The 14720-nt window shown below is 44.5% G+C and carries 13 protein-coding genes and 1 tRNA gene; 7 read left to right on the forward strand and 7 right to left on the reverse strand.

Annotated features, from left to right (window positions below; genetic code table 11):
• Nucleotides 1-4: 4 nt before the first annotated feature.
• The 4 genes from SPL68_RS07815 to SPL68_RS07830 all read left to right on the forward strand — a co-directional run bounded on the left by SPL68_RS07815 (nt 5) and on the right by SPL68_RS07830 (nt 3687).
• The gene (locus SPL68_RS07815) at nt 5-1726 is read left to right on the forward strand and encodes a glutamine--tRNA ligase/YqeY domain fusion protein (RefSeq protein ID WP_323814537.1); all 1722 of its coding nucleotides are present in this window, start codon (nt 5-7) and stop codon (nt 1724-1726) included.
• A gap of 1 nt (nt 1727) precedes the next feature.
• On the forward strand, nt 1728-3128 hold the full coding sequence (gene cysS / locus SPL68_RS07820) for a cysteine--tRNA ligase (RefSeq protein ID WP_323814538.1): 1401 nt from the start codon (nt 1728-1730) through the stop codon (nt 3126-3128).
• A 10-nt stretch (nt 3129-3138) separates the two neighbouring features.
• A complete protein-coding gene (locus SPL68_RS07825) occupies nt 3139-3339 on the forward strand; it encodes a hypothetical protein (RefSeq protein ID WP_323814539.1) in 201 nt (66 codons plus the stop codon).
• Nucleotides 3340-3411: 72 nt separating this feature from the next.
• The gene (locus SPL68_RS07830) at nt 3412-3687 is read left to right on the forward strand and encodes a hypothetical protein (protein ID WP_323814540.1); all 276 of its coding nucleotides are present in this window, start codon (nt 3412-3414) and stop codon (nt 3685-3687) included.
• A gap of 7 nt (nt 3688-3694) precedes the next feature.
• Here the strand turns inward: SPL68_RS07830 and SPL68_RS07835 are convergent, their stop codons facing one another.
• The gene (locus SPL68_RS07835) at nt 3695-4495 is read right to left on the reverse strand and encodes a cytochrome C assembly family protein (RefSeq protein WP_323814541.1); all 801 of its coding nucleotides are present in this window, start codon (nt 4493-4495) and stop codon (nt 3695-3697) included.
• Nucleotides 4496-4746: 251 nt separating this feature from the next.
• On the opposite strand from SPL68_RS07835, the gene ffh reads away from it, so the two are divergent.
• Entirely contained in the window at nt 4747-6123 is a 1377-nt protein-coding gene (gene ffh / locus SPL68_RS07840; protein ID WP_323814542.1) for a signal recognition particle protein, read from the forward strand.
• A 74-nt stretch (nt 6124-6197) separates the two neighbouring features.
• Here ffh and rhlE read toward each other — a convergent pair whose 3' ends face one another.
• From rhlE to SPL68_RS07865, 5 genes are all read right to left on the reverse strand, one after another.
• Nucleotides 6198-7565 carry an ATP-dependent RNA helicase RhlE gene (gene rhlE / locus SPL68_RS07845; protein WP_323814543.1) on the reverse strand — a complete coding sequence of 456 codons (1368 nt, stop codon included), beginning with the start codon at nt 7563-7565 and terminating at the stop codon, nt 6198-6200.
• Nucleotides 7566-7799: 234 nt separating this feature from the next.
• Nucleotides 7800-9032, reverse strand: a complete 1233-nt coding sequence (locus SPL68_RS07850; protein ID WP_323814544.1) for a multidrug effflux MFS transporter — start codon at nt 9030-9032, stop codon at nt 7800-7802.
• A gap of 17 nt (nt 9033-9049) precedes the next feature.
• Complete coding sequence (locus SPL68_RS07855) at nt 9050-9622, reverse strand: DUF3806 domain-containing protein (protein WP_323814545.1); 573 nt, start codon at nt 9620-9622, stop codon at nt 9050-9052.
• A 53-nt stretch (nt 9623-9675) separates the two neighbouring features.
• Nucleotides 9676-11217, reverse strand: coding sequence for an FMN-binding glutamate synthase family protein (locus tag SPL68_RS07860; RefSeq protein ID WP_323814546.1), 1542 nt, complete (start codon nt 11215-11217; stop codon nt 9676-9678).
• Between the two features lie 29 nt (nt 11218-11246).
• Nucleotides 11247-11867 carry an acyltransferase gene (locus SPL68_RS07865; protein ID WP_323814547.1) on the reverse strand — a complete coding sequence of 207 codons (621 nt, stop codon included), beginning with the start codon at nt 11865-11867 and terminating at the stop codon, nt 11247-11249.
• A 385-nt stretch (nt 11868-12252) separates the two neighbouring features.
• Between SPL68_RS07865 and SPL68_RS07870 the strand changes: the two genes are divergently transcribed.
• Together SPL68_RS07870 and SPL68_RS07875 are read left to right on the forward strand one after the other, a co-directional pair.
• The gene (locus SPL68_RS07870) at nt 12253-12969 is read left to right on the forward strand and encodes a TIGR01621 family pseudouridine synthase (protein ID WP_323814548.1); all 717 of its coding nucleotides are present in this window, start codon (nt 12253-12255) and stop codon (nt 12967-12969) included.
• A complete protein-coding gene (locus SPL68_RS07875; protein WP_323814549.1) occupies nt 12969-14480 on the forward strand; it encodes an alpha/beta fold hydrolase in 1512 nt (503 codons plus the stop codon). Before SPL68_RS07870 ends, SPL68_RS07875 begins: the two co-directional genes overlap by 1 nt.
• 69 nt (nt 14481-14549) lie before the next feature.
• On the opposite strand, the gene SPL68_RS07880 is transcribed toward SPL68_RS07875, so the two are convergent.
• Nucleotides 14550-14625: transfer RNA gene (locus tag SPL68_RS07880), tRNA-Asn, on the reverse strand.
• Nucleotides 14626-14720: the final 95 nt, after the last annotated feature.

The following is a 14720-nucleotide window of genomic DNA, read 5'->3' on the forward strand; positions in this document are numbered from 1 at the left end:
TCCCATGAGCGACAATCATTCTGCGATTGAAGCTGCCGCAGCAGGCAGCAGCGAAACAAAAACCAAACCATTGCATTTTATCCAACAAATTATCCGCAAAGATTTGGAGCAAGGGTTACATAACAAAATCGTTACCCGTTTTCCACCCGAGCCTAACGGTTATTTGCATATCGGCCACGCAAAATCTATCTGCTTGAATTTTGGTGTGGCTAATGAGTTTGGCGGCGCTTGTAACTTGCGCTTTGACGATACCAACCCCGAAAAAGAAAACGAAGAATTCGTAAACTCCATCAAACAAGATGTGGAATGGTTAGGTTTTAAATGGGATGGCGCCGTTCGTTATACCTCTGATTATTTTGATCAGCTATACGCATGGGCTATTCATCTGATTAATAATGGCCTTGCCTTTGTATGCGATTTAACCGCAGAGCAAATGCGTGAGTATCGCGGCACTTTAATTGAGCCGGGAAAAAACAGTCCATTTCGTGATCGCAGTGTAGAGGAAAACCTTGCGCTGTTTGAAAAAATGCGTGCGGGTGCATTTGATGAGGGGGCATGTTCTCTACGTGCAAAAATTGATATGTCGTCGCCCAACATCAATCTGCGTGATCCCATAATTTATCGCATCAAAAAAGCTCACCATCATCAAACTGGTGACAAATGGTGTATTTATCCTTCCTACGATTTTGCTCACGGTCAAAGTGATGCGATTGAAGGTATTACTCACTCGATTTGTACGTTGGAATTTGAAGATCATAAACCACTGTACGATTGGTTTATTCAGCATTTGCCAGTGCCTGCTGTGCCGCGCCAATATGAATTTGCGCGTTTGAATATCAACTATTCAGTAACCAGTAAGCGCAAGCTAAAGCAATTGGTTGATGAGCAGCATGTCGATGGCTGGAATGATCCACGTATGCCAACTATTTCAGGTATGCGTCGTCGCGGTTTCACACCGGCAGCATTGCGCGATTTTTGTGAGCGCATCGGTGTGACTCGCTCAGATGGTATTGTAGATGTAGGTGTACTTGAGTTTTGTGTGCGTGATGATCTGGATAAAAATGCACCGCGCGCTATGTGCGTGCTTAAGCCATTAAAAGTGACATTAACAAATTATCCTGCCGAGCAACAAGAAACTCTGACTGTACACAACCATCCAAATCGTGCTGACTTAGGCGATCGTGCAATTCCGTTTACGCAAACAGTATTTATCGAGCAAGAAGATTTCCGCGAGGAAGCGAATAAAAAGTATAAGCGTTTGGTTACGGGTAAGCGTGTTCGCTTACGTGGTGCTTATGTAATTGAAGCAGACGAAGCAATCAAAGATGCTGAGGGCAATATTATCGAAGTGCGCGCCCGTATAATCGAGGGGACCTTAGGTAAAGACCCCGCTGACGGCGTAAAACCAAAAGGTGTTATCCATTGGGTTTCCGCAACCAATAATCTTGATTGTGAAGTGCGCCTATATAACCGCTTGTTCACCGATGAAGCGCCTGATGCTGGCGGCAAAAACTTTTTGGAGTCTATCAACCCTGATAGCTTGGAAATCTTACAAAATTGTAAAGCAGAAGTTAGTTTGGCAAAGGCTGTCGTTGGTGATGGCTATCAGTTTGAGCGTCAAGGTTATTTCTGTTTGGATAGTAAGTACAGCTCCACAGAAAAGCCTGTGTTTAATCGCACCATCAGCTTAAAAGACAGCTTCGGCAAAACAGAAGATCAGGAATAATATGCTTCAGATATACAACACTCTCACGCGTCAGAAAGAAATTTTTAAGCCGATCCAACCCGGAAAAATTTCTATGTATGTCTGTGGTATTACGGTTTATGACTACTGCCACATTGGTCATGCGCGCGTACTGGTTGCGTTTGATGTTATTACCCGATTTTTGCGTAGCCAAGGTTGGGCAGTTAATTATGTGCGCAACATTACCGATATCGACGATAAAATCATCAAGCGTGCAAACGAAAATGGTGAAGAGTTTTCTGCGTTGACCAAACGTTTTATTGACTACATGCATGAAGATGAAGCGCGTTTGGGTATTGCTCGTCCGGATGTTGAGCCGCGTGCTACTGCCTATATCGATCAAATTGTTGATATGAATAAAACCCTGATTGATAAGGGGTTTGCGTATGCTGCAAACAATGGTGATGTTTACTACCGGGTTTCACATTTTGCCGATTACGGGAAGCTTACCAATAAAAATGTTGATGAGTTGTTGGTTGGTGCGCGCATTGAAGTGGATGAAGTAAAAGAAGATCCGCGCGATTTCGTACTCTGGAAAGCGGCAAAATCAGGTGAGCCTGCGTGGAAATCGCCTTGGGGCAATGGTCGCCCTGGCTGGCACATTGAATGTTCGGCGATGAGTAAAAACTGCTGCGGTGAAACCTTCGATATTCATGGCGGTGGACCTGATTTGCCATTTCCCCATCATGAAAATGAAATTGCGCAGAGCGAGGCAGCCAATGGCTGCAAATACGTAAACTATTGGATGCATGCGGGGGCTGTGCGTGTCGATGGTGAAAAAATGTCGAAATCACTCGGCAATTTTTTCACCATCCGCGATGTGTTGGAAAAATATCACTCCGAAGTTGTGCGTTTCTTATTGGTGAGCAGCCATTACCGCAGTCCAATCAATTACGCTGAAGATAATTTAATTGAAGCGCGTGCTGGGCTTGAGCGTTTTTATGGCGGCTTGCGCAACTATGCTGATGTCGCGCCACTTTCATTGAATGAGATGGAAGAGAGCCAATATTATCGTTCGTTTGTTGAGGCAATGAACGATGATTTTAATACTCGTGTTGCGCTCGCGGTGATGTTTGATTTAGTGCGCGATTTAAACAGTGCATTGGATAATCCTGAGCTTGCCAAAAATCTTGCAGGTCAATTGAAGGGCTTGGGGCTGATTCTTGGTATTTTGCAAGAAAATCCAGAGGTGTTTTTGCAGGCGGGAAGTGCGGATGAGATTGCTGCTGAAGCTGTAGAGGCATTAATCGCCGAGCGTATTCAGGCGAAAAAAGACAAGAACTACGCACGTGCTGATGAAATTCGTAAAGAATTAACTGCAAATAAAATTATGATTGAAGACTCAAAAGATGGCACTACATTGTGGCGTCGTGAATCGAATTAAGTGAATTACTATGAAAGCAGAGTTGTTTAGTCAGTACGCATTACATTGGGCAGCCGGGTTTTTAGTTGTCTATGTGTTGGTTCAATTGCTGGTTGCTAAACATCCTCGCTTTCAATTTTTATCGGCCATTCAAAAAAGTATTTTAGTAAAGGTTCTGGCGATTGGTGGTTTTGGCTTGGCTTACCTGATAACGCAATTATTGGCGGCTTGATTTAATAAGCAGCAACTCTTTTCTATTCGCTCCAATCCCTTATTTACAGTACCGTTTTTATCGAGAAACCCCATGATGCTACGTAAACTGCTTAGAAATCGCGGCCTCGGGCTTAATCTTATTGCAGGGGCTTGTTTTATTTTGCTTCTGGTCAATGGTTGGGGGCTGAGCTGGCGTGAATTGGGTGGATATCTGTTAGCGCTGGTAATTTTGCTGGGCGGGGTGATTGCTCTGGCCGCATTCTGTGGTTGGGTATTACATAAAGTGAGGAGGGGGCGTAAAGAGTCGTTCGATCTCCCAGAGAAAACTGATTCTGAACAACATTCAGAATCAGAGCTCAAAAAATAAATTTTTGTTATACGCGGTTTAATACAATCTCTAATACCAGTTTGCTACCGAAGTACGCCAGCATTAAACAAATAAATCCAGCTAGCGCCCAGCGAATCGCTTTATTTCCTCTCCAGCCCATTTGGTGACGCCCCCACAAAAGCAGGGCATAGATAAACCATGCGCTCAGCGCAAACACGGTTTTATGCACCAAGTGTTGAGCGAACATATCTTCTAAAAAATAAAATCCGGAAATAATGGCGAGCGTCAGTAAAATTTCACCTACCCACAATAGCTCAAATAGTAGTGATTCCATCGTTTGCAATGGAGGCAGAAGTCGTGCATTGGCAATACGGTTTCTATGTTTTAGCGCGTAATTCTGATATGCCAAAATCAGCGCTTGTAAGCTGGCAATGGTGAGCAGGCTGTAGGCAAGTATCGATAAAATGACATGTGCCGCAATGCTATAACTCAGTGTGTGCTGCCATTCAGGATTGGTCGCAGCAATCGATGTAAGCACTGAAATTGCCGACAGGGGAAATAATAATAAAAATAGATTGTGCAGCTCTTTTTTTAGACTGCTGATTAACACGATGGCGTTAATCACCCAGAATATAAGGGATGAGGCCGTGAACAAACTAAAGTTCAAGCCATTTTCGCTAACGCTAAGGCCATAAACGCCTACGCCATGAGCAATCAAACCTAAAGCTGCAACGCCAAGTAGATGTGAAGATTTGAATGATTGTTGGCGTGCGAACTTATTGCCAAAATAAATGGCAGCAGCCGTGTAGATAAAAATGGCAATCAGGTTGGCGCTGAGGATTATCATACTGAAAGGGCTGATCCGTGACGTGTTTTCAATGGCTTAACCGAGGCCGCAAGTGTGTCATAAGGTACCTTTAAAGAGAAGGGTAAATGAGAAATGGCCTTATTAGCTTCTGGATGCCTAGCTCAAATCCTCTTTCTATTACACCCATTAGTTTTGCTTTGAGGGTATAATCTCGGCACTTTTATTGGGCGATCTTGGATAAATCCGCAAGGTTTCCCCACCCCGAATCAACTGTTTGTTTGAGACTGGCTATGTTTGAAAATCTAACTGACCGTTTATCCCATACGCTGCGTAGCATCACCGGTAAGGCGCGCCTCAGCGAAGACAATATTAAAGATGCACTGCGCGACGTTAGAAAAGCGCTCTTGGAGGCGGACGTTGCTTTGCCTGTGGTTAAAGCGTTTATCGATCAGGTACGCAGCCGCGCGCTTGGGCAGCAGATTAGTAAGGCATTAAACCCCGGCCAGCAATTCCTCAAAATAGTAGAAGCTGAATTAGTCTCTACTATGGGGCAGGCGAATGAGTCGCTGAATCTGGCTCAGCAGCCACCTGCGATTGTATTGATGGCTGGTTTACAAGGTGCTGGTAAAACGACATCGGTTGCCAAACTGGCGCGCTTTTTAAAGGATCGTGAAAAGAAAAAAGTACTGGTAGTGAGCGCTGACGTTTATCGCCCTGCGGCGATCCAACAACTCCAAACACTTGCGACCGAAGTGGGTGTTGAATGCTTCCCATCTACTGGTGAGCAAAAACCCTTAGATATTGCTCGCAACGCGCTTGATCACGCCAAAAAACAATTCTTCGATGTATTGATTGTCGATACCGCCGGCCGTTTGCATGTCGATGAAGAATTGATGACAGAAATCAAAGAGATTCACGCAGCAATTAATCCGATTGAAACCCTGTTCGTGATCGATGCCATGATCGGTCAGGATGCGGTGAATACAGCCAAAGCATTTAATGATGCGTTGCCATTGACTGGTGTCATCCTCACCAAAGCTGATGGTGATGCGCGCGGTGGTGCTGCGCTTTCTGTTCGTCACATTACCGGCAAGCCCATCAAGTTTTTAGGTATGGGCGAAAAAGTGGATGCGCTTGAGCCATTCCATCCTGATCGTATTGCATCGCGCATTCTGGGGATGGGCGATGTGCTTTCCTTGATCGAACAAGTTGAACGCAATGTTGATAAAGACAAAGCCGAAAAATTAATCAAAAAAGTGACCAAGGGTCAAAAATTTGATTTGGAAGATTTGCGCGATCAATTACAGCAAATGCAAAACATGGGCGGTTTGACATCAATGTTGGATAAATTGCCCGGTCTTGGAAATGTCGCGCAAATGGCACAATCGAACAATATGAACAAACAGTTCAAAACCATGGAGGCAATCATTAACTCCATGACGCCGGAAGAGCGCCGCAACCCGGATGATTTGAGCGGTTCACGCAAGCGTCGTATTACCGCTGGTTCAGGTACGCAAATTCAAGATCTCAACCGTTTGCTAAAACAATACAAACAAATGGCAAAGATGATGGGAAAAATGAAAGGCGGTGGCATGCAAAAAATGATGCGTGGTATCGGCGGAATGATGCCCGGTGGCGGTGTTTTGCCTCCCGGATTTCGTAAATAACGCTTAACGCCAAGATGATAAAAAACCCACAGTTCAAAGAACTGTGGGTTTTTTATTATAGGTCAACTGATTAATCAATTGGCTTGGGAACGGCGAGAATGTTGCGGTTTTCCTGCATTAACGCGATTGCCATTAGCTTGTGGTTTAGCACCATTTTTATGCTGTGGTTTCCCATTACCGTTTTTTGGTTTTTGACCTAGGGACGGTTTTTTAGCGGCAGATTTTCCATTGTCATTTTTGCCTGAACCTGCACCAATTGTCATACGACGGCCGAGTACAATCGGTTCGGGTTTGGCGTTTGGATCTGGCTCGAAACCGCTGATTACTTCTTTGTCGATATCGCGTTTGATCAGTTTTTCAATGTCGCGCAAAAATTTAGTTTCATCAATACAAACCAAAGAAACCGCAATACCTTCTGCATCGGCGCGACCGGTACGGCCAATACGATGAACATAATCCTCTGGCACATTGGGCAGCTCATAATTTACAACGTAAGGCAGTTGGTCGATATCAATTCCCCTCGCTGCAATATCGGTTGCAACCAGAGCGCGAATTGCACCGCGTTTGAAATCATCTAATGCTTTAGTGCGCGCGCCTTGGCTTTTGTTGCCATGAATTGCAGCTGCACTAATGCCATCGTCTTGTAACTGCTCGGTTAATTTATTGGCGCCGTGTTTGGTGCGAGTAAACACCAGCACTTGTTGCCAATCGCCTTGATTAATAATGTGCGATAAAAGTTCACGTTTACGATTGCGGTCAACTGGGTGAACTCGTTGGGTTACTCGCTCGGAAGCGGTATTGCGGCGCGCAACTTCTATCAGTGTCGGTTGATTTAAAAGTTTATCGGCAAGCGCTTTGATTTCGTCGGAAAAGGTTGCAGAGAACAGTAGGTTTTGGCGCTGTTTAGGCAATAAAGCCAATACTTTTTTGATGTCGTGAATAAAGCCCATATCCAACATGCGGTCAGCTTCATCCAGTACTAATACTTCAATGTTGCGCAGACTAACGGCATTTTGATTTACCAGATCGAGCAAGCGACCTGGTGTTGCAACCAAAATGTCGACGCCTCCACGCAACTTCATCATTTGTGGATTGATGCTGACGCCGCCAAAAACCACAGTGGAACGCAGTGGTAAATATTTGCCATAGTCCCGCACGCTTTCAAATACTTGTGCGGCAAGCTCGCGTGTTGGTGTCAGGATAAGCGCGCGCACCGGGCGACGGCCGTTAACCTGTGGGGCAGGTTTTGCTGTTAATTTTTCAAGCAGAGGCAGGGTAAAGCCCGCAGTTTTGCCTGTGCCAGTTTGAGCGCCAGCAAGGATGTCGCCACCTTTTAAAACAGCAGGGATGGCTTGTAATTGAATAGGGGTTGGTGTGCTGTAACCTTGATCGGCAATAGCACGCAAAATATCAGCCCGAAGACCGAGAGTTTCAAAAGACATAAGGGTTTCCTGTTGCTCGGCCTCCCGCGTGGCGGGCAAGGTCTGGCGAGCGGAGATAAGGCAAACATGCGTAGATGTTTGGCTATAAGAGAGGGACACTGACCTTAAGGGTGTCGGCGCGCATGGTACGCAGTTGGTTAAGAATATGCCAGTGACTTTTTGTTTGGTTGCGCTAGAGAAAACGGCTCTTTCTGCATATGTATTTGGGACATATGCAGAAAGACCGGCATTTTATTATTCCGTTGCAGATAATTGCTGTGCCTTTCTGGTGCGAGCAAATTGTAAGATCGCTAGAGCGATTATCCCCAAAATTAAAAAACCACTGGTGACGGGAATAAGTGTACCGTTGTACATCTGGCCGATGGTGGTTCCGATTAACATCGACAAAATGGATGAGGTTGCTCCGATGATCGCCGATGCAATGCCTGCTACATGCCCCATAGGTTCCATAGCCATCGCATTCACGTTTCCAAAAACCAAACCAAAACAAAAAAACAAAACCGAAGCGTAAATCATAAATAACCAAAGGTTTGCGGGGAGCACCATTAGCACGATAAGAAAAATAGCTGAACTAACAATAATTCCAAGTACAGCGCAATTGCATAGATAATCCATTCCCCAGCGCTGAACAAAACGTGCGTTCACCATTGAGGCAGCACCAAAAACCAAAGCCAAAATACCAAAATACAACGTAAATAATTTACCGGTTTGAAATAAATCCTGAAAAATTTGTTGCGATGAATTCAGGTAGCCGAGAAAGCTGCCAAAAAATAATCCCATACAAAGTGTGTAGCACATAGTGGTACGGTTGCTGATTACTTCTTTAAATCCCTCAACAAAGCCGCGCCGACTAAATGGAATTCGGTACTCTTTTGGCAATGTTTCCTCCAAACGAAAAAAGATCCATATACCGATAATAAGTGCATAGACAATATAAAGAACAAAAATGTAGCGCCATGAGCTGACCAATAACACGGCTTGCCCGATGCTGGGGGCGAGGGCAGGCACCATAATAAAAATCATCATGACCAGCGACATAACACGAGCCATTTCATTGCCAGCATATTTGTCGCGCACAATTGAAATGGCAGATACATAGGGGCCTGCAACACCCAAGCCCTGAATAAAGCGCCCAATCAGTAACGTATTAATATCCTGTGCGAAAAAACACATCAAACTGCCGCAGAAAAATAAAACAATTCCTCCGTAAAGCACTTTCTTGCGCCCACTTGCATCCGATAAGGGCCCACAAACCAATTGCCCAATCGCCATACCTAGAAAGAGCGCACTAATAATGTATTGCGCCTGATTGTCATGGGCGAGTGGGATATCGTTACTGATAAAGCCAAGTGCAGGTAGTAACGCATCGATTGAGATGGCAACTATCGACATCAAGAGTGCAACCAACACCGTAAACTCTTGTGAAGATATACGTGAAGGTGTGGGATGAGTTGAGTAATCAGTCATGAGTGTCTGTTCGTGAGTTATTTGCGCGGAAGTTTGTACATGATGCCACCGTCGTAAGGCAGTTTCGGTAGAAACTTTTCCATACGCAAAATTGCATCTGTGTGAATTTGTTTAACGTTCGGTTTGCTGCCCACTTCCATGCGGCGAGAGAGCATGGTCACAGGGAATAGGCACTCGCTTGTTTGTTTTACACAGAGAGCACGGCTGCGGCCTATTTCATCTTCATACACTTTCCATTCAAAGGTATTAGGGAAGTCAGCAAGAATCAGTTTTCCCAATGCAACACCCATAGCCTGTTGTGTTTCATAATCATCTTGGTCTACAAAATTTTTATCGATCAAGCGTTGCATTGTATCCAGATCGCTCAAATCCGTACGCAGGGGTGTACCGAGTTTAGTTTGTGTAAGATCATTGAGAGCGCTTAATTCCTGCTCCATTTTGTTTTGATCCATCCAGCCCAATTCGGTGATTACTGCTTCTTTTTTTGGGGCAGGAGCTGTGGGCTTGGTAACTACATTCATTGGTGATTGAGCATATGCGCTTGTTGCTGCAACCAGTGTCAGGGTGATGACAGTGTTAAGTAGCTTCATGTTTTCCTCGGTAGCTAGAATTTAAAATCGCTAAACGAAATTAAAAAATAAATTTAATGCTTTGATAATTTCTTCTCATCTGAAAAACGAACTTCTGAAGACGAAATGATTAATGGGTGTGGGTTAAATTCATCCAGTGGGATTGAAAATCCGTTGGCATTAACTATGTGTAGATATTCGCTCTTTAGCTGACGTGGCTCTGCAACACCACATGAATGAGCGATCATAGAAACGCTTTTGGTGATGTTGTAGTGATAGGCGGCCACACGTTCTGCTTTGTTGTGTGGATCGAGCCCCTTTTGTAACTTGGTATTATGAGTGGTGATACCCGTTGGGCAGGTATTCTTGTGGCATTGCAGTGCTTGAATACAGCCCAAAGCAAACATAAATCCACGCGCGCTATTAACAAAGTCGGCACCACTGGCGAGCGCCCAAGCCACCATGTGTGGCGTTATCAATTTTCCAGCAACAATAATTTTAATTCGTTCTTTTAAGCCTGCTTCAGTTAAGAGTGTAGTTACCCAAGGCAAGCTTTCTTTGATCGGTAAACCAACATGATCCATTAATGGCTGCGGTGCAGCACCACTGCCGCCGTCGGAGCTATCGAGTGTAATAAAATCAGGCGCAGCTTCAATGCCTTGAATGCGAATTTGATTAATTAAATCGACCAGCCAAGTTTTTTCGCCAAGCACCGCTTTAAAACCTACCGGTTTTCCGGTGACATTGCGGATATGGTTGATCATGCTTAATAAATCCACGACGGAGCGAATATCTGTGTGGCCGTTGGGGCTGATGGATGCTTGCCCCTCCGGGATTCCGCGAATATGAGCTACTTCAGCAGAGACTTTTTCTGCAGGTAAAATCCCACCTTTGCCTGGTTTTGCACCTTGGCTGAGTTTGATTTCAAACATTTTAATCTGTGGTGTTGCAGCTAATTCCATCAAGCGCGCATCACTTAAATTCCCCTCAAGATCGCGCACACCGTATTTAGCTGTACCTATTTGAAATACCAAATCGCAATTGCCATCGAGGTGATAAGGCGATAAACCACCTTCGCCTGTATTCAGCCAGCAGCCTGCTTTTGCAGCCCCGTTTGATAAAGCCTTAATTGCAGGGCTGGAAATTGCACCGTAACTCATGCCGGAAATATTAAAAATCGAATGGGTTGTGTAAGGCGTTTTGCAGAAAGGCCCGAGGGTAACGGGCGAGGGGATCAGTGCTTCAGACTCCATAATGGGAAACGCGGAATTTAAAAAAATTAATGTTCCCGGCTTATTTAAATCGAGTGTGGAGCCAAAACCAATATTGCTGTCCACATTCTTTGCTGCGCGATAAACCCAGGAGCGATCCGCGCGGTTGAATGGCATCTCTTCACGATCACCTGCGTAAAAATATTGGCGAAAAAATTCACCAAGATGTTCAAAAAAATAACGAAAGCGACCTATAACAGGATAATTCTTGCGAATCGTATGAGTGTTTTGAGTGATATCGGCGAAATACATAATCACCAATGCTAAAAGTGCGATACCAATAACTACGATAAAACTAACTTCAAGCCAAGTCAGTAACTGAAGAGCCCAATGCGCATCATTCATTGTGATAAAAATTCCCGGTTGCGTTTTGATTAATTTTTATGGCGTGTGCCGATAATACGTGCAGGGTTGCCCGCAATTTTTGTGTAATCCTCAACGGATTTGGTGACTATGCTACCCATACCAACAACTGCATGATCGCCGATGGTGACGCCATCTACTATACCCGTGTTAGCACCTATCCACACGTCGCGGCCAATATTAATCCCCAGAGAAGATACTGCTTGATCCTTAATCAATTGATCTTCATCCATTCCGTGGTTAAACGCATAGGCGTAGCTGTAGGCTGCTATTCGAGTGTTATCGCCGATATAAATTCCCTTACGGCCGCCATCAAGACTAACGTGATGATTTATGGAAACCCCATTCCCAAAAGTAATAGGGCCATGTAGAACGCAATCGGCGGCGATATAAGAGTTGTCACCTATCATAATCGGGCGCCCCGGCTCGGCGAATAGGCGAGCTTCTGGGGCAATAAAACAATTTTTTCCGATAACAACAGTTTCCATAGCAGCTAGATAAGCTTGCCATTCATCCTGCCAAGCCTGCGCCCAACTGCGATGTGCGGGTTTTAGCGTTGCATATAACCAAGGCATATAGCTAAGCCGCAATTTATGCTGCTGGCGATAGCGTTCAGTATTTTGATCACTCATATAAAAATCAGTTACAAGAATAGATAAGAAAGCGAGGGCGGATTATAGAGGGCAGGGTGGAAAACCGGAAAGGATGGAGGGAAAAAGGTGTCCGCTGATTGTAGGTGATTGGTTTGTTTGCTTGGCCGCTGGCGCTTTTACTCGCGTAAAAAGCTGGGCACAACTGAAAACATGGAGCACTGAGATAAGCGCTCTTAGGGAAAACCCGTCATTGCGACAACCAAAGCGGACACCTGAACTGATTATAGTCAGCCACACTCGGTGCGCTAGAAGTACATTAGTTTTTTATGTCACAAGTCGTGGGTTTTTATAGCCAAAACAATCTTATGGATGAATTTATTCACGGCTGTTAATCTTCGCTCTCATTTTAAATAGAGTCGATTTTATGTACGACATTGTCGAAAACAATCCGGATTTTGTGGTTATTTACAAAAAGCCCGGTGCCAGTTTTCACAGCGATTCTGGTGATGCGGGTTTATTTGAAACAGTAAAACAACAAGAGGGTTTTACGGAGCTATATCCTGTGCATCGGCTTGATAAGGTGACTTCAGGGTTGTTGGTGATGGCTAAGACGCAAGTTGTTAATCAGCAACTTGTAGATGCATTTAGTCAGCGACAAGTCCAAAAATTTTACTTGGCTATTAGTGCAAAAAAACCGACCAAAAAACAAGGAATGATTAAAGGGGATATGGCTCCCGCGCGACGTGGTGCATGGAAACTTGTGGCTAGCCAAGAAAACCCTGCAGTAACGCAATTTTTTAGTAAAAGTATTTGTGCTGGTCGGCGTCTATTTGTGATCAAACCTCATACTGGAAAGACGCATCAAATTCGCGTTGCATTAAAAAGTGTAGGTGCGCCCATCATTGGGGATAGTCTCTATGGCAATGCGCTACAAAATGCCGATTATGAACGTTGTTATCTGCATGCCTATAGTCTTTCATTTTCTCTCTCGGGTAAGCAATATCGCTTTACTGAATTGCCGCGTGAAGGCGAATTTTTTTGTGATGATTGTTTCGCGGTCGCTATAGCTGAATGGCGTGAGCCTTGGTTGCTGGCTTGGCCGCAATTTCCAGCACAATCTTCATCGGCGGAAATATTTTAATGCGATTGCTTTTGGGGTTGATCGCGCTGTTTGTGTCCGTCGCAGTCACCGCACATTATTTTTATCCATTTTTTGATGACGATCGGGCGCTCGAAACTGATTATCGCTTTATCAAAACTACGTGTTGGTTTGATGCAGATTGGAAAGCGACTATTACCTGCGGTGAGTTGCAAACACCAGAAGATTTTCGCTTGGCTGTTGTTATTTTGCACAATGATGGCGACCAGCGCCGCGCTGATCCAATCGTATATTTACAGGGCGGCCCTGGCGCCAGCGCGCGTTTGCATAGCGATGGAATAAAAAGTTGGTTGAATTGGATGCGCTACAGCAATACACGGCGCGATTTAATTTTGATTGATACTCGCGGTACTGGTCATAGTAAACCTGCCTTGGTATGCAGTGATTACAATCAATTTAATCAACAATTGTTGCGCAAGAATCTTGCATTAAGTGAAGAACTTTCGCAGGGGCTGGATGTTGCTTTGAGCTGTTTTTCTGCTGCTGCACAGCAATATCCGCAATTAGACTACAGAAATTTCAGCACCAAAAAATCGGCACAAGATATTCGTGCATTAATGGCGCAGTTGGATTATCCCGAATGGAATATTTTGGGAGTTTCCTACGGCACACGGCTAGCGCTGGAAATCGCACAGCAGGAACAACAAACGGAACAGCAACTGCAGAATACCAAGCTCAAATCCATGGTGTTGGATTCTATCTATCCAGCAGGGTTCGGTGGTGTGCAGACTTGGCCGCAAGTATTGGATGATGGCATGCGGCAATTTTTTAATGGATGTATGGAGTTGCCAACTTGTGCGAGTAAATTGAATTTATCTAATATTTCGTTAGAGCAATATTTTATGAATGCTCTGCACCTTCTGCGAGCGAATCCGTTGAGCATGACCATTCGCCGCTGGGATGGTGAAGCGCCTATAACTTTTTTGGTTAATGACCATCGTTTTTTATCTGCTACCTTTGCGGCTGTTTATAATCCTGTTGATTGGCCAACTATTGTCGAGGCAATAAATGGCGTGTTTGAGCATCGTACAATTTTAATCAAACCACTCATTGAGCCCTACCTCAACAACAGTCTAACCAGCGATTTTAATAGTTTGACATTTACGGCGGTGGACTGTGCGGATAATCCGGTTCATGCAGAGGTTGATTATCTTGCGTCGCTAAAAAAATATCCGTTACTGCAAGATTACACTCGCGATCAATGGCGTTATCAATCGTGCCATCAGTTACAAAGTGAGTTGTCGTTAGAGCGAGCCGCACCTCAGGTGCCGACCTTAATTTTATCTGGTGCTTTGGATCCGATAACACCATTAGCTTGGGCGCGAGCGGTTAATCAGGAGTGGGATCAGAGTCAATTACTTGTGCAAGAAAAGCTCGCTCATTCCGTATTGAGTAGTGATCTGTGTCTGCTGGAAAATTTGGATACATTTTTTGATCAGCCAAGCAAAAAATTTACTGCTTGTTCTAATCAAGATGATTCAAGTGTGAAGTAACTGTAGTGATTATTTTACAGGCTGCTAAAAAGCAAAAGGCCGCATAAATGCGGCCTTTTGCTTTAAATGTGGCTCCGCCTGCTGGACTCGAACCAGCGACCCAATGATTAACAGTCATTTGCTCTACCGACTGAGCTAAGGCGGAATTGTCGTCTTCATTTACGAAGAGGGCGCATGATATAGATGCAAAAAATATCGGTCAATGCTTTTAGTTATTTTTATGAATAAATACTCAAAACA

Source organism: Cellvibrio chitinivorans, assembly GCF_035117775.1.
Lineage (GTDB): Bacteria > Pseudomonadota > Gammaproteobacteria > Pseudomonadales > Cellvibrionaceae > Cellvibrio > Cellvibrio chitinivorans.